Annotated in this window: 17 protein-coding genes; 7 read left to right on the forward strand and 10 right to left on the reverse strand. The window is 72.0% G+C overall.

Going from position 1 to position 17,233, the window contains the following annotated elements; genetic code table 11:
* Positions 1-12: 12 nt before the first annotated feature.
* Complete coding sequence (locus OG210_RS25505) at positions 13-798, reverse strand: GNAT family N-acetyltransferase (protein WP_328325395.1); 786 nt, start codon at positions 796-798, stop codon at positions 13-15.
* Between the two features lie 143 nt (positions 799-941).
* Between OG210_RS25505 and OG210_RS25510 the strand changes: the two genes are divergently transcribed.
* Positions 942-1,730, forward strand: a complete 789-nt coding sequence (locus OG210_RS25510) for an HAD family acid phosphatase (RefSeq protein ID WP_328325394.1) — start codon at positions 942-944, stop codon at positions 1,728-1,730.
* A 121-nt stretch (positions 1,731-1,851) separates the two neighbouring features.
* Here OG210_RS25510 and OG210_RS25515 read toward each other — a convergent pair whose 3' ends face one another.
* The 3 genes from OG210_RS25515 to OG210_RS25525 form a co-directional block, all read right to left on the reverse strand.
* Complete coding sequence (locus OG210_RS25515) at positions 1,852-2,295, reverse strand: hypothetical protein (protein ID WP_328325393.1); 444 nt, start codon at positions 2,293-2,295, stop codon at positions 1,852-1,854.
* A 56-nt stretch (positions 2,296-2,351) separates the two neighbouring features.
* Positions 2,352-3,800 (reverse strand): peptidoglycan D,D-transpeptidase FtsI family protein, encoded by a 1,449-nt coding sequence (locus tag OG210_RS25520; protein ID WP_371538825.1) that lies wholly within the window; start codon positions 3,798-3,800, stop codon positions 2,352-2,354.
* 93 nt (positions 3,801-3,893) lie between these two features.
* Positions 3,894-4,667, reverse strand: coding sequence for an IclR family transcriptional regulator (locus tag OG210_RS25525; protein ID WP_328325390.1), 774 nt, complete (start codon positions 4,665-4,667; stop codon positions 3,894-3,896).
* A 155-nt stretch (positions 4,668-4,822) separates the two neighbouring features.
* Between OG210_RS25525 and OG210_RS25530 the strand changes: the two genes are divergently transcribed.
* Complete coding sequence (locus OG210_RS25530; RefSeq protein ID WP_328325388.1) at positions 4,823-6,349, forward strand: aldehyde dehydrogenase (NADP(+)); 1,527 nt, start codon at positions 4,823-4,825, stop codon at positions 6,347-6,349.
* Positions 6,346-6,954 carry a DUF1349 domain-containing protein gene (locus tag OG210_RS25535; RefSeq protein ID WP_328325386.1) on the forward strand — a complete coding sequence of 203 codons (609 nt, stop codon included), beginning with the start codon at positions 6,346-6,348 and terminating at the stop codon, positions 6,952-6,954. The genes OG210_RS25530 and OG210_RS25535 overlap by 4 nt, the downstream gene beginning before the upstream one ends.
* A 50-nt stretch (positions 6,955-7,004) precedes the next feature.
* Here OG210_RS25535 and OG210_RS25540 read toward each other — a convergent pair whose 3' ends face one another.
* On the reverse strand, positions 7,005-8,438 hold the full coding sequence (locus OG210_RS25540) for an MFS transporter (RefSeq protein WP_328325384.1): 1,434 nt from the start codon (positions 8,436-8,438) through the stop codon (positions 7,005-7,007).
* Between the two features lie 70 nt (positions 8,439-8,508).
* Between OG210_RS25540 and OG210_RS25545 the strand changes: the two genes are divergently transcribed.
* Both OG210_RS25545 and OG210_RS25550 read left to right on the forward strand, forming a co-directional pair.
* Entirely contained in the window at positions 8,509-9,471 is a 963-nt protein-coding gene (locus OG210_RS25545) for a helix-turn-helix domain-containing protein (protein ID WP_328325382.1), read from the forward strand.
* Positions 9,472-9,492: 21 nt separating this feature from the next.
* Entirely contained in the window at positions 9,493-10,002 is a 510-nt protein-coding gene (locus OG210_RS25550; protein WP_328325380.1) for a GNAT family N-acetyltransferase, read from the forward strand.
* A 76-nt stretch (positions 10,003-10,078) separates the two neighbouring features.
* Here the strand turns inward: OG210_RS25550 and OG210_RS25555 are convergent, their stop codons facing one another.
* The 3 genes from OG210_RS25555 to OG210_RS25565 form a co-directional block, all read right to left on the reverse strand.
* The gene (locus OG210_RS25555) at positions 10,079-11,854 is read right to left on the reverse strand and encodes a hydrogenase maturation protein (RefSeq protein WP_328325377.1); all 1,776 of its coding nucleotides are present in this window, start codon (positions 11,852-11,854) and stop codon (positions 10,079-10,081) included.
* 203 nt (positions 11,855-12,057) lie between these two features.
* A complete protein-coding gene (locus tag OG210_RS25560; protein ID WP_371538831.1) occupies positions 12,058-12,249 on the reverse strand; it encodes a ferredoxin in 192 nt (63 codons plus the stop codon).
* Positions 12,250-12,269: 20 nt separating this feature from the next.
* Positions 12,270-13,487, reverse strand: coding sequence for a cytochrome P450 (locus OG210_RS25565; RefSeq protein ID WP_328325375.1), 1,218 nt, complete (start codon positions 13,485-13,487; stop codon positions 12,270-12,272).
* Positions 13,488-13,594: 107 nt separating this feature from the next.
* Here OG210_RS25565 and OG210_RS25570 point away from each other — a divergent pair, with 107 nt between their 5' ends.
* Both OG210_RS25570 and OG210_RS25575 read left to right on the forward strand, forming a co-directional pair.
* Positions 13,595-14,251, forward strand: a complete 657-nt coding sequence (locus OG210_RS25570; RefSeq protein WP_328325373.1) for a TetR/AcrR family transcriptional regulator — start codon at positions 13,595-13,597, stop codon at positions 14,249-14,251.
* A gap of 136 nt (positions 14,252-14,387) precedes the next feature.
* Positions 14,388-15,110 (forward strand): DsbA family oxidoreductase, encoded by a 723-nt coding sequence (locus OG210_RS25575; protein WP_328335369.1) that lies wholly within the window; start codon positions 14,388-14,390, stop codon positions 15,108-15,110.
* Positions 15,111-15,288: 178 nt separating this feature from the next.
* Here the strand turns inward: OG210_RS25575 and OG210_RS25580 are convergent, their stop codons facing one another.
* The gene (locus OG210_RS25580; protein ID WP_328335368.1) at positions 15,289-16,365 is read right to left on the reverse strand and encodes a serine hydrolase domain-containing protein; all 1,077 of its coding nucleotides are present in this window, start codon (positions 16,363-16,365) and stop codon (positions 15,289-15,291) included.
* Positions 16,366-16,376: 11 nt separating this feature from the next.
* Positions 16,377-17,219 (reverse strand): IclR family transcriptional regulator, encoded by an 843-nt coding sequence (locus OG210_RS25585; protein ID WP_328325371.1) that lies wholly within the window; start codon positions 17,217-17,219, stop codon positions 16,377-16,379.
* Positions 17,220-17,233: the final 14 nt, after the last annotated feature.

Genomic DNA, 17,233 nt, shown 5'->3' on the forward strand with positions numbered 1-17,233 from the left:
AGACGAGAGACCCTAGCCGCGCGCCCCGTACACATGGGGAGTCGTGGTGGTGAGCGCGGCGAAGCCCAGCCGCTGGAGGATCGGGCGGCTGTCGTCGGACGCGTCGACCTGGAGGAGACGGACGCCGCGTGCGGCCGCGATCCCCGCGCGGTGGGCGACCAGGGCGCGGTAGATGCCGCGACCGCGCCAGGCCGGGGCCGTGCCACCGCCCCAGAGACTGGCGAAGCCGGTGCCCGGATGGAACTCCATCCGCGCCGCGCAGACCGGTTCGTCGCCGGCCATCGCCACCATCGCGGCCACCGAGTCCGGGTCCTCGGTCAGCCGGTTCAGCACCTGGTGGTAGATCCGCGAGCCGTCGTCGCCGAACGCCGCCTCGTGCGCGCGGGTCATGAGAGCCACCCCGGCCGCATCGGTCACGGGACGCAGCTCCACCCCTGCGGGCAGCCGTACCCCGGTCGGCAGCGTCCGGACCTCGGCGACCATCAGGGTCTCCGGCGGCTCGGGCGTGAACCCGGCCGCCACGAGCCGGTCCGCCAGGTCGGCCGGGCGGTCGTGGGCGTACAGCTTCCACTCGAACTCGCGGTTCAGCGCGGTGAAATGCCGGACCTCCCCGGCGATCGCCGCATCGGCGGTGGCCGTGTCAAGGCCCGACCAGACGACGCCGTTCCAGCTGTCGGCGTCCGGGCCGGTCTGGCGTACGACTTCGCCGACACGTTCGACCACGCTGCCGGGGCTTTCCGGGGGCGCGTCCCGCCGCATGCGAAGGTCGAACTCCGCCCGTACCGCTTCGAGATCCATCCGGTCACTCAACAACCCGGCTCCGCGGGCCGCAACCGGGTTTCTCCGCAACAGATCCGCAAAGTGCCTTGTGCACTCCATGTGATGCGCGTAGACAACCAGTGACCTGCAGTTCGTCACCAACAGAACCGGAGCAGACGCGTATGCCATCCAGACTTGCCAGGATCTCCGCCTGTACGGTCGCCCTCGCCGCGGCCGGCAGCGCCCTCTACGGAATCGGCGTCGCCACCGCCGACAATTCCGTGCCGCGGACGGACCGGGAGATCCCCAACGTCACCAAGGTCGAAGACAGCATCAACGCCTACTACGGCGGCACGGCGGACGCTTCGGGCGCCTACCAGGCCTCGCCCAGGAGCAACTACGCCAAGCAGGTCGCAGGCATCGAGGCGCGGGCGAAGCGGCAGATAGCCGAGGCCGTCCACCGCACAGGACACGGCCGCAAGCCCGCCATCGTGCTGGACGTCGACGACACGACGCTGCTCACCTACGACTGGGAGAAGAAGAACGGCTTCGCCTACAACGCGGCCTCCTTCAACGACTACGTCCAGAGCGCCCGGTCGATCGCGGTCTTCGGGATGCCCGACGTCGTCAACTACGCCGCGAAGAAGGGCGTCACGGTCTTCTTCCTGACCGGACGTGACGAGACGCAGCGCAACGCTTCGGCGGCCAACCTCACCAGGGCCGGTTACCAGGTGCCGGTGGACAGGTCCCACTTCTACCTCAAGGACCCGACCGCCGCCCCGTCCTACCTGAGCTGCGGAACGCCGAAGTGGACGTGCACCACCGTCCAGTTCAAGGCCGGGACCAGGAAGCACATCGAGTCACTGGGTTACGACATCGTCGCCAACTTCGGGGACCAGTACTCCGACCTCAGCGGTGGCTACGCCGACAAGACGTACAAGATCCCGAACCCGATGTACTTCCTGCCGTGACCGGACCGCTTCCGCGCTGACCTTCCGCCGGGGGAGGGGGCCGCCCCGCCGCCCGCTCCTCCGGCGGCGGGGAACGCCGCCCCGCGTCCCCGCCACATACGGCCCAGGGCCGAACTCACCGCTACAGTGCGGTCGTCGGGGCTGGAGCCGAGCGCCGCGCCCTGACCGTCTCGTACCGCAGTGCCACACCCGTCACGACCGCGCCGGTCCCCTCCCACAGCCCCACGCCCAGGAACCCGGACGGCGCGCGGCCGGACACGACGGCCGTGGTGAAGACCGCGAAGGTCAGCAGCCGGAACGGCACCGTCCAGCGGAAGAAGGCCCGCCAGTCGGCGGCGGCCGCCAGCACGTAGTACACCCCCATGTTCACCGCGGCCATCGAGGAGGCCGTGATGAAGGTCCGGGTGTAGTCGGACGCCGGGCGCCCGGAGGCGGGGGCGGCGAAGCCCATGGCCTTCAGCAGCGCGTCGGGGGAGATCAGGCCCACGGCTCCCAGTACGGCGGCGAGCACGCCGAAGACGGCCATGGTCCAGCCGGACGGGGAACGGGGCAGTCGTATGACCATGGCGGCACCCTACGGCCTGGAGCGCCCGCCGGGTGCCGTGATGGATCACCGGCCGGCTACTTCAGCGCCGCCGCCATCATCTTCTGGGCGACAGGCCCCGCGAGGCCGTTGCCGCTCACCTCCGCGCGGGCCGCGTCCGAGTCCTCGACGAGCACCGCGACAGCCACCTCCTTGCCGGTCGACTTGTCCTTCGCGTACGACGTGAACCAGGCGTACGGCGCCTTGTCGTTGTTCACACCGTGCTGGGCCGTACCGGTCTTGCCGCCCACCACCGCGCCGGGGACCTTCGCGCTCGAACCCGTGCCCTGCTCGACGACCGTCTGCATCGCGCTCTGGAGCTGGGACGCGGTGGACGACGAGACGATCCGCTTGCCCGAGTCCTTCCCGTAGGACTGGAGGGTGTTGCCGTCGCCGTCCGTCACCTTGGAGACCATGTGCGGGTCGGCCATCACTCCGTCGTTCGCCAGGGCGGACGTCACCATCGCCATCTGGAGCGGGGTGGCCGTCACGTCGAACTGGCCGATGCCGCTCAGCGCCGTCTGCGCCTTGTCCATGTGCGAGGGGTAGTTGCTCGGCCAGGTGCGCACCGGCACATCCCGCTTGGTGTCGTTGAAGCCGAACTTCTCCGCCATCGCCCGCACCTTGTCCTGGCCCAGGTCGTCGGCCACCTTGGCGAAGACGGTGTTGCAGGAGTATTCGAGGGCGGTGCGGAGCGACGCGTTCTTGCAGGGGTCGGACGCGCTCTCGTTCCCGAGGTCCCTGGTCGTGCCGGGAAGCCGGTACGGGTCGGGGCTGTCGGTCTTCTCGTCGATCGAGGAGAACATCCCGTCCTCCAGCGCGGCCGACGCGACCACCAGCTTGAAGGTCGACCCCGGGGGCAGCGGCTGGCGCAGTGCCCGGTTGAGCATCGGCTGGTCCTTGTCGGTGGTCAGCTGCTTCCAGGCGTCGCCGTCCGTCGTACCGCTGATCTTCGACGGGTCGTACGACGGCGTGGAGACCATCCCCAGGATCTCGCCGGTCTTGGGATCGATGGCGACGGCGGCGCCCTTCTTGCTGCCGAGCGCTTCGTACCCCGCCTTCTGCACGGCCGGACTGATCGTCGTCAGGACGTCACCGGGGGCGGTCTGCTTGCCGGTGAGCGCGTCGACCGGGTTCTTCAGCCGGGAGTCCGTCCCGTCGAGGACGTCGGTGTAGATCCCTTCGAGCTGCGTCGACCCGTACGCCTGCGAGCTGTACCCGGTCACGGCCGAGTACAGGTCTCCGTCGGTGTACGTACGCCGGTAGGCGAGGTCGCCGCTGTCCGTACGCTTCGATCCGGTGACCGACCTGCCTCCCACGATGATGTCGCCCAGCGGCTGCGCGTACTGCGCGATCGCGGTCCGCCGGTTGTTCTTGTTGTCTGCGAGGGCCTTGCTCTCGTACCCCTGCACCCAGGTCGCCCGCCCGAGCAGAGCGAGGACCAGCAGCAGACAGAAGACCGAGGCGCGCCTGATTGTCTTGTTCATCCCGTAGGAGGACGAGCGGGGCGGGCGGAGCCGTTCCTGTACGGCGGTTTTCTCAGCGATCTCTCATCTGGGTGAGAGCCGGATCACCGCTGCTCAGAGCCGCCGGGTGGCGAGGGTCAGCCGGTCGCGGGCGTCGAAGAGCGCGTCCTTGACCATCTGCTCATGGGCCGGGGTGAGCCGGGCCACCGGCACCGAGCAGCTGATCGCGTCGCGGGCCGGGGTCCGGTACGGGATGGCCACGCCGAAGCAGCGCAGCCCCAGCGTGTTCTCCTCGCGGTCCACGGCGTACCCCTGCTCGCGGACGAGGTGCAGCTCCTCGATGAGCTTCTCGCGGTCGGTGATGGTGTGCTCGGTCAGCTGCGGCATGGTCTCCGGCAGCATCTTGCGGACCTGCTCGTCACTGTGGGTGGCGAGCAGCGCCTTGCCCAGCGAGGTGGAGTGCGCGGGCAGCCTGCGGCCGACCCGGGTGAACGGGCGCAGGTAGTGCTGCGACTGGCGGGTGGCCAGATAGACGACGTTGGTCCCGTCGAGGCGGGCGAGGTGGATGGTCTCCGTCGTGTCGTCGGAGAGCCGGTCCAGGGTGGCGCGGGCCGCCGCGACGACCTCGTCGCCGTCGATGTACGACGTACCGACGAGCAGGGCGCGTACGCCGATGCCGTACCGCGTGCCGGTCGCGTCGGTCTCCACCCAGCCCAGCTCCACCAGCGTGCGCAGCAGCATGTAGAGACTGGACTTGGGGTACCCGACCGCCTCCTGCACGGCCGCGAGCGAGTGCATACCGGGGCGCCCGGCGAAGTACTCCAGCAACTCGACGGTCCGCACCGCGGACTTGACCTGCGCCCCACCTGCTGTCTCGGCAGTCGACATTCGACCCTGCCCCTCTTGTCAATGCTGAACGCGCGTTATTAGAGTTCCAGGAGATATTCACCATCAGGAACCGTGTTCAGAATACCGAACAACTTTACCGAACAACTCGTTGTGCGGCAGTGGTTTGCGGCAGTGGATCTGGAAGGACGATCGCGGTGGCAGCAACACCAGTCTGGAGTGTCGACCCCCGAACCGGGAAGCAGCGCGAGCAGGTCGCGCTGGAGGCCACGACGGGCGAAGTGGACCAAGTGGTCCGCGCCGCCCACGCCGCGTGGGCCTCGCTCGCCGACCGTAGGGTACGGGCAGCCCTGCTGCGCACCGCCGCCGACCTGCTCGACGAGGCCGGCCCCCATGTCATCGAGGCCGCCGACGCCGAGACCGCTCTCGGTCCCGGCCGGCTCACCGGTGAACTCGCCCGTACCACCGCGCAGTTCCGGGCGTTCGCCGATGTGATCGACGAGGGTTCCTTCCTCGACGTCCGCATAGACCACCCGGACGCCGCCGCCACCCCGCCCCGACCGGATCTGCGCCGGTACAAGCTGCCGCTCGGCGTCGTCGCGGTGTACGCGGCGAGCAACTTCCCGCTGGCCTTCTCGGTGCCGGGCGGCGACACCGCGAGCGCACTCGCGGCCGGCTGTCCGGTCGTGGTCAAGGCGCACCCCGACCACCCCGCCACGTCCGAGCTCTGCGCCGCCGTGCTGCACCGGGCCGCCGAGCAGGTCGGCCTCGACCCCGCGGTGGTCTCCGTGGTGCACGGCTTCGACGCCGGAGTGGCGCTCGTCAAGCACCCGCTGGTCGCCGCCGCCGGGTTCACCGGCTCGCTGCGCGGCGGCCGCGCCCTCTTCGACGCGGCTGCCGCCCGGCCGGTCCCGATCCCCTTCCACGGCGAGCTGGGCTCGCTCAACCCGGTCGTGGTCACGGAGGCCGCGGCCGCCGAGCGCGCCGAGGAGATCGGTGCGGGGCTGGCGGGCTCCGTCACACTCGGCACCGGCCAGTTCTGTGTGAAGCCCGGCTTCGTGCTCGCACCCACCGGGGCCGGTGGTGACGCCCTGGTCAAGGCGCTGACCGTCGCCGTCAGCGACAGCGAGGCCGGTGTCCTGCTCGACCACCGGATGCGCGACAACTTCCTGGCGGGCGTACGTGAACGGGCCGCCCTGACCGGGGTCGACGCCCCGGTCACGCCCGGGGCGGGCGGCGAGCACACCGTCAGCGCAGGCTTCCTGACGCTGCCTGCCGCGCTGCTCGCGGCGGACGGCGAGCACGATCTGCTCCTGGAGGAGTGCTTCGGCCCGGTCACGGTCGTCGCACGCTACGGATCCACCGATGAGATCACCGCGGTGCTCTCCCGGCTGCCGGGCAATCTGACGGCGACCCTCCAGGTCTCCGCAGCCGAGGCCGCGGGCGAGGGCACAGCCGCCGCCCTGCTCGACGAGCTCACCCCGCTCGCCGGGCGGGTCCTGGTCAACGGCTGGCCCACCGGGGTCGCGGTCGCCCCCGCCCAGCACCACGGCGGCCCCTACCCGGCCGCCACCTCCACCTCCACCTCGGTCGGTGGCACCGCCATCGAGCGCTGGCTGCGCCCGGTCGCGTACCAGAGCACGCCCGACGCGCTGCTCCCGCCCGAGCTGCGCGAGGCCAACCCGCTGGGGCTGCCCCGCCGCATCAACGGCCTGCCCGAATGACCCGGCTGCCCGAGCTGCCCTTCCCGCTGCTTCCGGAGGGCCCGCAGGCCCCCTGGTCGTACGAGGAGGGGGCGCTCTCGGTGCGCGCCGGAGCGCGCGAGGACCTGTTCGTGCCCCCGGCGGGCGACTCGCTCGACCCGGCGTCGGACGCGCCCAGGCTGCTCGGCACGCCACCGCCCGGCGACTTCCAGCTGATCGCCAGGGTGGCGGTCGGCTTCGTCGGCGCGGGGGACGCGGGCGCGCTGTACCTGGAGACCGGCGAACGGGAGTGGGCCAAGCTCTGCTTCGAACTCTCCCCTGACACCCCCACCGTCTGCTCGGTCGTGACCAGGGGGTACTCCGACGACGTCAACTCGTCGGTGGTGGAGGGCGACAGCGTCTGGCTGCGGATCAGCAGGACCGGGAAGGCATTCGCCTTCCACGCGTCGGCCGACGGCGAACGCTGGACCTTCGTACGGGTCTTCGCACTCGGCGACGGAGCGGCGGCGGCCGGCGCCCGGATCGGCTTCCTGGCCCAGTGCCCCACCGCGGACGGCTGCGCGGTGACCTTCGACTCCCTCGTCTACCGGGACCGCGCGCCCCGGGGGCTGCGCGACGGCAGTTGACGGCGGGGCAGGGCGGGGACCGCGTGCGGCTCCCGCCCTGCCCGCCGTGCTCACGCCGTGGGCGCCGCGGGCTCCTCCGCGGACCCGGCAGCAGTGGGCTGTATGGTCACCCGCGTCGGTCGCAGCCGTGCTGTGGCCAGCGCGGAGAGCGCCAGCAGACCCGCGCTGACCAGCAGCGACGTCCGCATCCCGGCGGCGAAGCCACCACCGGCGACCAGTCCGCCGAAGACCGCGACCGCCAGGCCGCCGGAGATCTGCCGCGCGGCGTTGAGCACCCCCGCCGCCAGTCCGGCCCGCTCTCCGGGCACCGCCTCCAGCATGGTGGCCGTGAGCGGCGGCACGGTCAGAGCCGTCCCCAGAGCGAGCGGCATCAGGGCGGCCGCCACCAGGACGTCCGGAGTACGCCGCGAGACCATCAGCATCAGAAGTGACCCCGCCGCCGCGATCAGTTGGCCGGCCAGCATCGGCACCCGCGGCCCGAAGCGGTCCGCCAGCCGCCCCGCGACGATGTTGACCAGCGGGATCAGCGCCGTCATCGGCAGGAACATCAGCCCCGCGCTCATCGCCGACTGCCCCCGCACCTGCTGGAAGAACAGGCTCAGCACGAAGATGAGGCCGTAGAAGGCGATGCTGTTCGCCGCGCCCGCGCCCAGCGAGACCGAGACCGCCCGGTTCCGGAACAGCCCCAGTGGCACCACCGGATGAGGGTGCCGGGACTCGACACGGAGGAATACGGCCAGCATGACCAGGGCCACCCCGCCCGCGACGATCCCCGCGGTGCCGCCCTCGATCACCGCGAAGGTGACCGATGCCAGCATCACCACGGCCGTCAGCTGACCCGCCAGGTCCAGCGGTGCAGGCCTGCGTTGCGAGCGCGGGGTGAGGGACAGGAGCAGCAGCGCTGTCGCGCATACCGGCACATTGATGAAGAAGATCCCGCGCCAGCTCCACGCGGAGGTCAGTGCTCCACCCGCGACGGGCCCCAGCGCCACCGCGACCGAACCGCCCGCCGCCCAGAGCGACACCGCGCGGGCCCGCCGCGCCGGTTCCGGGTACGCCTGGCGCACGAGCGCGAGCGACGCGGGCAGCAGTACCGCGGCCGCGACACCCTGAAGCACCCGTGAACCGATCAGCACGGGCAGGCCCGGGGCCAGACCGCAGGCGGCGGACGCGAGAGTGAAGAGGGTGATTCCGCTTGCGTACGCCCGGCGTGCGCCGATCCGGTCGGAGAGCGCGCCCGTGGAGAGCATCAGCGCGGCGAAGGCCAGGGTGTAGCCGTCCACCACCCACTGGAGCCCGGCGAGCCCGCCGCCCAGATCGCTGCTGACCGCAGGCAGCGCCACGGTGACGACGGTCGCGTCAAGGGTGATCAGGAAGAAGCCGAACAGCGCGGCGAAGAGCGCGATACCGGGCGAAGGGGCCCGGCCCCGGTGGTTCGTCGCGGGCCGGGCGGAGGTGCCGTGGACGGCGCTTGCGGTTGTCATGCGGTGAGTCTGGCGAAGGCGACGGCCGTACAGTAGTGGCCTGAATGCCATACATCCGGAGGTTCTGGCCATGCCCCGTCCGTACCGCGTAGCCGTGATCGCCACTCCGCCCGTCTCGATGTTCAATCTGGCCGTCCCGGAGATGATCTTCGAGAAGGCTGAGGTGGACGGCGTACCTGGGTATGAGACCACTATCTGCGCGCCCGAGCCCGGCCCGGTCGCGACCACCGGAGGGCTGGACATCGAGGTGCGCCACGGTCTCGAAGCCGTCGAGCGGGCCGACACGGTGATCGTCGCGGGCGCCGGCCTGCGCCAGGAGTTCGACCCGCGCACGCTCGACGCGATCCGCACCGCGGCCGCCGGGGGCAAGCGGATCGCCGCCATCTGCTCGGGCGCGTTCCTGCTGGCCGAGGCCGGTCTGCTCGACGGGCGCCCGGTGACCACCTACTGGCAGAACGGCGAGGAGCTGACCCGCCGCTACCCGTCGGTCAGCCTCCAGAGCGACGTCCTCTACGTCCAGGACGACCGGATCCTGACGGCTTCCGGCTATGCGGCCGGCATCGACCTCTGCCTGCATATCGTCCGTACCGACCACGGTGCGGCCATCGCCAACGAGGTGGCCAGACGTGCCCTGGTCGCACCCGTACGACCGGGCGGGCAGGCGCAGTTCACCGACACCCCGCTGCCGCTCGAACGCGGTGTCTCCTTCGCCGAGACTCGCGCCTGGACCATGCAGCACCTGGACGAGCCCCTGACCCTCTCCGATCTCGCCCGGCACGCGGGCGTCTCCATCCGTACGCTCTCCCGCCGGTTTCTGGCGGAGACCGGGGTGAGCCCCCTCCAGTGGCTGCTGCACCAGCGGATCGAACGGGCCCGTGAACTCCTGGAGACCACGAAGCTCCCGATGGACCAGGTCGCCGCCGCCAGCGGTCTGGGCACGGCCGACTCACTGCGCCAGCACCTCTCCCGGCGGACCGGCCTCACCCCCAGCGCATACCGGGCCTCATTCAGCCGTCTTGCAACCGCGCGGTGAGCAGCCGGCGTCCTCTCCGCCATGACGTCCGTTGCTCTGATTCGCCCGGCACGCCCGGAAGACATCGACACCATCGCCGCACTCCACGCGGCGGCCCGTGCCACGTACTACGAAGGCCGGATACCGGTCGAGGAGTACGCGAGCCCCGCGGTGCACGCGCAGGTGCGGGAGGGCTGGGTCGGCGCGATCGGCCGGCAGAACGGCGGGGTGCTCTGCGCCGAGGTGGCGGGCATCGTCGCCGGGGTCACGTCGTTCCGGGTCTTCAACGGGCACATGACCCTCATGCAGTTCCACGTCGACCCGGCCCGCTGGAGCCGGGGGATCGGGGGCGCCATGCACGACGCGGTCGTGACCGCCTGGCAGCGGGACGCGGTGCCCGAGGCACGGCTCGAAGTGTACGAACACAATCTGCGCGCCCAGCGGTTCTACGCCCGCCACGGGTGGCTGCCGGACGAACGGGCGGTCAGCGACCCCGACAGCGCACACATCTCGCTGCGGCTGGAGATCCCCGCCGTCCTGGCCCGGAGCTAGTGTTCTGAGTCGGGCGCCCCTCCTGGTGGTTCCCGGGTGGCGCCCGGTGGCTCCTGGCGGTGGGGGCGGTGCTACGTCATGCCTCTTCGCCCCGGGCCGTCCCCTGCTGCCCCGGCCGGTGGATGTCGAGGTGCGCGGGGGTCCCGGTCATCGGCAGTTTGTGCACGAACGCACGTCGCAGCGCGTGGTACGGCGCGTCCGGATCACCGAAGGTGCGGGCCATCCGCGCCAGTTCGTCCTCCCGGTAGGCCGCCAGCGGCCTGACCGCCTCCTCGCGCTCCAGCTCCGCCTTCTTGGCCGCGGCCCGCGACTGCGCACCGGAGGACGACGCGAGGAGCGCCGCGAGCCGGGCGACCGCGGCCGGGAAGTCCTGCGGGCCGCACTCGACGATCCGGTCCAACAGGCCGATGCGCTGCCCGGCGGCCGCGCTGACCGGCAGCGCCCGCCGCATCAGTTCCCCGGCGACGTCCGCGCCCGCCCGGCGCGGCAGGGTGCGGGTCCAGTACTCGGATCCGTACAGGCCCATCAGCCGGTAGTGCGGGTTCAGCACCGCGCCCGCCCTGCACCAGACCTCGTCCGCCGCCAGGGCCAGCATCGCTCCTCCCGCGGCGGCGTTGCCGCCCACCGCGGAGACCACGAGGCGGTCGGTGGTCGTCAGAACGGCCTCCACCAGGTCGTCCATGGCGCTGATGTTGGCCCAGGACTCCGCCGCCGGATCGTCGGCCGCCTCGATCACGTTGAGATGGATGCCGTTACTGAAGAAGTCCCGGCCGCCGCCCAGCACCAGGACCGAGGTGGGCCGGGCGGCGGCGGTCCGGTACGCGGCGAGCAGCCGCTCGCACTGCGCCGTACTCATCGCGCCGCCGGGGAAGGCGAATGTCAGGAACCCCGCCTGGCCCTCCTCCCGGTACCGGATGTCGCTCCAGGTGCGGCAGTTCCCGTCCGGCCGCAGGGGCGCCGGGAGTTCGGGCAGTTCCGGGAGCCGGTCGCCGAGCGCGCTGACGGCGGGCAGTTTGTACGTGGGCGGCTGCCCGGACCTGCGCCGGGGCCGCAGCTCCGGGATCCACACCGCCCCGTCGGCCGTCGCCCGGCAGACGGCGCCCGCCCGGCTGGCCAGCAGCTCTCCCGGCCGGCCGCGCAGCCCGTCCTCCGGGTGGCCGCCGTGCAGGAACCACTCGCCGCCGAGCAGTTCGTCCCGTACCCCGGGGTTCGAGTCGGCGGCGCGAAGCTTGCGTACCACCACCGCGGTGGAATCCGCCCGCCAGTCGATCCGCCGCTGCTCCTGCCGCATGAAGGGCCGGGTGCCGATGCTGCCCTGCTGAACCCGCTGAGCGGGCTCGGGCCGGCGCTGTTCCGGCTGCTGCGGTTCGGGGGAGTACGTGCCCGACGCGAAGCGCTCCACGGCCAGCAGCACGGCCCGCAGCGCCGCGTCGGAGATCTCGTTGCGGTAGAGATCGCTCTTGCCCACCGGGGGCACCGGGCACTCGGCGGTGGCCCAGACGTCACCGGCGTCCATGACCGCGCCGGCCTGCAGGACCGTGACACCCCACCGGGTCACCCCCTCGTGGATGGCCCAGTCCAGGGAGGAGGGGCCCCGGTCGCCGACGGGCCCCGGATGCACGATGAGGCAGGTGTGCGCCGTCCAGATGTCCTGCGGGACGGCCGTCTTCAGCAGTGGGGCGACGATCAGTTCGGGCCGGTGCCGGCGGACGGCCTCCCGGAGCGCCGCGTCGTGCAGGCCGGGGTCGGGCAGCGCGATGGCGACGGCCACCGTGTGGCCGTGGTCCCGCAGCTCGGCGTGCACCCGCTGGGTCAGGCTGTTGAAGGCACTCGCGACGAGCAGGATGTGCACGGCGGTCTCCCGGGGATCGGCGCTCCACGGCCGGGGGCGGGGCCGGCCGCCTGCGATCGTCGGGCACCGGGACGGCGAGGGGCGGGCGCCGGGCTGAGGTGTCGCCCGAAAGCGGAGCACCCTGGGCCATCTGCGGCGTCCTGCCGGGCCGATTCGGCCGGCCCCTGCCGTCCCTGCCGTCCCCGCCGTCCCAAGAGGGGCGACTACTCGTCGACGCGCACCGCGCCCGACGGGCAGAGCATCCCGGCCTCACGCGCCGCGGCGCGGTCCTTGTCGCTGGGCTCGCCGGCCAGCACCGTCACGACACCGTCGTCGTCCTGGTCGAAGACCTCGGGCGCCGTCAGCGCGCACAGGCCCGCTCCCACGCAGACCTCCCGGTCGGCCGTCACACGCATGGCTGCTCCTTCCGCCGCGGTCACCAGGTGACCGGAAGTTCGTTGACGCCCTGGATCGTCGTACCCGGACGCAGTGTCAACCGGTCCACCGGTACCGCGAGCCGCAGGTTCGGCAGCCGGTCGAACAACGCCGTGAGGATGACCTCCAGTTCGAGGCGGGCCAGGTTCTGGCCGAGGCACTGGTGCACCCCGTAGCCGAAGGCCAGATGGTGGCGGGCTTCGCGCCGCACGTCGAAGGCGTCCGGGTCGGCGAAGACCGAACTGTCGCGATTGGCAATGGAGTTGGTGACGATGACGCCCTCGCCCGCCCGGATGCACTGCCCGTCGACATCGATGTCGGCGGTCGCGATGCGCGCCCCGGCGATGTCCGCGATGGCCAGATAGCGCAGCAGCTCCTCCACCGCGCCCGGCACCAGCGACGGGTCGGAGCGCAACGCGGCGAACTGGTCGGGGTGTTCGAGCAGGGTGATGACGCTGAGCGAGGTCATCGACGCCGTCGTCTCGTGGCCCGCCACCAGCAGCAGGATGGCGGTCGACACCAGCTCCTCGCGGTCGATCGTGCCCTTCTCCAGCTGCTCCGTGACCAGAGTGCTCAGCAGGCCCGGCCGGGGCTTGCCGCGCAGGGAGTCCACCAGGCCGCCCAGATAGCTCTCCAGCTCGTCCCGGGCGGCATTCGTCCCGGCCGCGTCCGGGGACTGGATCAGCCGCCTGCTGGCGTCCTGGAAGAAGTCGTGCTCGGCGTAGGGCACGCCGAGCAGCCGGCAGATCACCATGGACGGCACGGGCAGCGCGAACTGGCTGACGAGGTCGGCGGGCGGCCCGGAGGCGATCATCTCGTCCAGGAAGCCGTGCACGATCTGCTCGACCTCGGCCCGCATGCCCTTGATGCGCCGGACGGTGAACTCGCTGATGGTCATGCGGCGCTTCGGCCCGTGCTCGGGCGGGTCCAGGCCGATGAAGGCCGGCCGGCGGTCCCGGAAGCTCGTGACGCGCTCGGAGGTCGCGGGGAAGGCGTCATGGGTCCGGTCGGACGACAGACGGGGGTCGGCCAGCAGCTTCCGCGCCGTCTCGTACCTGGTCACCAGCCAGGCCTGCCGGCCGTCGTAGAGGGTGACCCGCTGCAGCGCCCCCTCCCGTCCGCGGAGGTCGTCGTACTGGTCGGGCAGTTGGTAGGGACAGGTGCGGTCGCTGGGATAGGCGGGGGCGCCTGATGAGGGCGTGGTAACGGTCTCGGTCATCGTTCCCCTCGGTGTGCTCGCACTTAAAGAACGGTCAGTTCTCTAATAGGAGGCTAGGCTGACGCCCTCGGGGTTCACAACGGGTGTTTGATAAATGGCTGGGAGTCATGCCTCCAACCAACGGGGACGCGCCGGACCGGTCGGCCGGTGACCATCGCAGAAACCCTCGCCGCCGGGGCGAGGAGCTGGAGAACGCCATCCTGACGGCGGTCCTCGACGAACTCGCCGAGGTCGGTTACGCCGGACTGACGATGGAGCGCGTGGCCGTAAGGGCACGCACCGGCAAGGCCGCCCTGTACCGCCGTTGGCCCGGCCGCGCCGAACTCGTCATCGACGCCTGCGCGGCCCGCCGCCTGACCGAAGCCGATCTGCCCGATACCGGCGCCCTGCGCAGCGACGTGGTCGCCGTACTGCGGCAACTCTCCGCCAAGCTGGCCTCCTCGCACGGGGACATCCTCCGGGGCCTGCTCACGGAGGCCATGCACGATCCCGAGTTCGCCCGGCTGGTCCGTGAGCGGGTCGGCCCCGCGGGCCCGGGACCGATCCGGGCGCTGCTGCTGCGCGCCGTCGCACGTGGCGAGATCGAGCCGTGGGTGCCCACCTCGCGGCGCGCGACCGTGGCGGTCGACCTGCTCCGCAACCACTATCTGCTCTACGGGGCCCCGGTCCCGGAGGACGTCATCGCCGAGATCGTCGACGACGTCTACCTCCCCCTCCTCCTGGCCCCGCCGGGCGCCCCGGAAGCTCTCGGTGAACGACCGTGAGGACGTGCCGGGGGGATCAGTCGCGGCCCGTCTCGCCAGGGCCGGAGCCGGGCGCCGGGAATGGGCTGGTCCGTGTGCATGTTCACCAGGGGGCACGGGGCTTCCTGTGCCGTACGACCCTGGAGAGATGAAGAACATGCGCGTCGAGATCTGGAGCGACATCGCCTGCCCCTGGTGCTATGTGGGCAAGGCCCGGTTCGAGAAGGCCCTCGCCGGTTTCCCGCACCGTGACCAGGTCGAGGTGGTGCACCGTTCCTTCGAGCTCGACCCGGGACGGGCGAAGGGCGACGCCGCGCCCGTCCTGGAGATGCTCAGCAAGAAGTACGGGATGAGCATCGAGCAGGCGCAGGAGGCCGAGAACAACATCGCCGCCAACGCCGGTGCCGAGGGGCTCGGCTACCGCACGCAGGGCCGTGACCACGGGAACACCTTCGACATGCACCGGCTGCTGCACTTCGCCAAGGAGCAGGGCCGCCAGGACGAGCTGATCGGGCTGCTCTACCGGGCGAACTTCGCCGACGAGCGGTCCGTCTTCGACGGGGACGCGTATCTGGTGGAGCTGGCCGTGGAGGCCGGGCTCGACGCCGACGCGGTCCGCGCGGTGCTCGCCGACCCCGCCGCCTACGCCGACGAGGTACGGGCCGACGAGCGCGAGGCGGCTGAACTCGGCGCGAACGGCGTGCCGTTCTTCGTCCTCGACCGGGCGTTCGGCGTGTCCGGCGCCCAGCCCGCCGAGGTCTTCACACAGGCGCTCGGCCAGGCCTGGGACGCCAAGCCCCGGCTGGCGGCGGTCGGCGGGGACGGCGAGGTCTGCGGCCCGGACGGCTGCGAGGTCCCGGCGACAGGCGACCGGGACTGACCGTCCTGCGGGCAGGTCCGACCGTACGATGACCGCTCTGACCGCACGGTGACCGGCCTGACCGCACGGTGACCGCCCTGACCGTACGGTGACCGACCGGTCCTGACCGTACGGCGGCCAGGCCTGGAGGCCTGGTGGCCCGTCCCGGCTCGGCTGCCCTCCGGTCACCCGCCCCCGGTCACGCCCCGTCGAGTGTGTGCGCCGCGTCGTGGAAGGCGCGGCGCACCGCTGTGATGCCGTCCCCGTCCCGGCTGGGATGCACCCGGTTGGTGAGCAGTACCGCGTACCGTCCGGCCGCCGGATCGACCCACAGGCTCGTGCCCGTGAAGCCCGTGTGCCCGTACGAGGCGGGCCCGAAGGAGTCGCCGACGGGGGAGCCGACCGGGTCCTGGCCCTGCCAGGCGAGCCCTCTGCGCTGTGCGAGACCGTCCGTGTGGCCCGCTGTCATCAGCGCGAACGTCGCGGGGCGCAGCAGTTCCCGGCCGCCGCCCGCCAGTGACCTGCCCAGCCGTTCCATGTCGCCCAGGGTGGCGAACAGCCCGGCGTGGGCGGCCACCCCGCCGAGCACCGCGGCGTTCTCGTCGTGCACCTCGCCGGTCACCATCCGGCCGCGCCACGGGCAGTCCTCGGTGGCCACCGCGCGCGCCCGGCCCGCCGCGTCCGGGGTGAAACCGGTGTCCGCCATCCCCAGGGGCGCGCAGACCAGTTCCGTCACCAGCCGGTCCAGCGGGCGCCCGGTGGCGGCCTCCGCGATCAGCCCGAGCAGGATGAACCCCTGCGACGAGTACTGGACGCGGGTGCCCGGGGGAGCGGTCGGCGGCAGCTTCCGTACCGCGTCCAGTAGCGCCGTACGCGTCGGGTTCTCCCGATAGAGCGGCACCTGCCCGGGCAACCCCGAGGTGTGCGCCAGCAGTTGATGGAGCGTCAGATGTGCCTTGTCGCCGCCCCGGTATTCCGGCAGATGCGTGCCGACGGTGTCGGTGAGCGCGAGGGTGCCCGCATCGATCAGGGCCATCACTGCGAGGCCCGCGACGGGTTTCGTCACCGATGCGAGATCCCACAGCTCGCTGCCGTCGAGCCCGGGACCCGTCCAGCTCCTGGTGCCGGTCCAGCCCCGGTCCAGCGGGCCGTCGGCGGTGCCGACCGACCAGGCGGCCGCCGAGTACACCCGGCGCTCCCGCCCGGCGGCGAGCAGCCCGGCCGGCCGGCCGGCTTCTTCTGTATCCCCCGCTGGGCCCGTGCCCGTCGAGTCCATGTCCGCCGCGCTCATGTCCGGCCACCGTCCCGTGGCGTCCTGCCTCCGACGACACCCAGCGCGGGGCCGCTGCTGCCGAGGCCGGCCGAGACCGTGCGGGCCGCCGCGCGCACCATCGGGCCGAACAGTCCGGCGCTCTCCGGATCCAGGGTGAACGTCAGCCCCGAGATGCCGATCGCGCCCACCACCCGCCCGTCCCCGTCCGTCACCGGCGCGGCCACGGCGCGGACGTCCTGCTCGTGGTACTCGTCGTCGACCGCGTAACCGCGCTCCGCCGTACGGCGCAACTCGGCCCGGATCGCGCCGGGTTCGGTGAGCGTACGGGAGGTGCGCGCGGTGGGCGGGGTCTCTTCGAGTACCGCCGCCACCTCCGGCTCCGGCAGCGCGGAGAGCATCGCCAGACCCGCCGCGGTGCAGTACAGCGGGGTCTCGCCGCCGGGCCGGGTGCCCATCCGGTAGCCGCGCACCGGTTCCGACTGCTCCAGGTGCACGGCGGTGGCCCGGTGCCGTACCGCGTAGTACGCGAGCTGGCCGGTGCGGGTGCGCAGATCGGCCAGCGCCGGGCGGACCAGCCGGAGGTCGTCCCCGGTGTCCAGCGCGGCCGCGGCCAGGCCGAGCAGCCGGGGCCCCGCGCGGTAACTGCCGCCCTCCGCCGGCTCGGCGAAGCCGTACTCGGCCATCGTCCGCAGATGGCGGTGGACCGTCGGTTTGGTGAGACCGGTGCGCCGCGCGAGCTCGCCCAGCCGGTGCGGGCCGCCCGCCTCTACCAGTGCCTCCAGTACCTCCATCGCTTTGTCGACGGGGCCCTTCCCGGGCTCCTGCTCGCTCGATCGGGTGTTGACGGTATTCGGCATGACGCCTAGCTTAA

Source organism: Streptomyces sp. NBC_00466, assembly GCF_041433995.1.
In the GTDB taxonomy this organism is placed as follows: domain Bacteria; phylum Actinomycetota; class Actinomycetes; order Streptomycetales; family Streptomycetaceae; genus Streptomyces.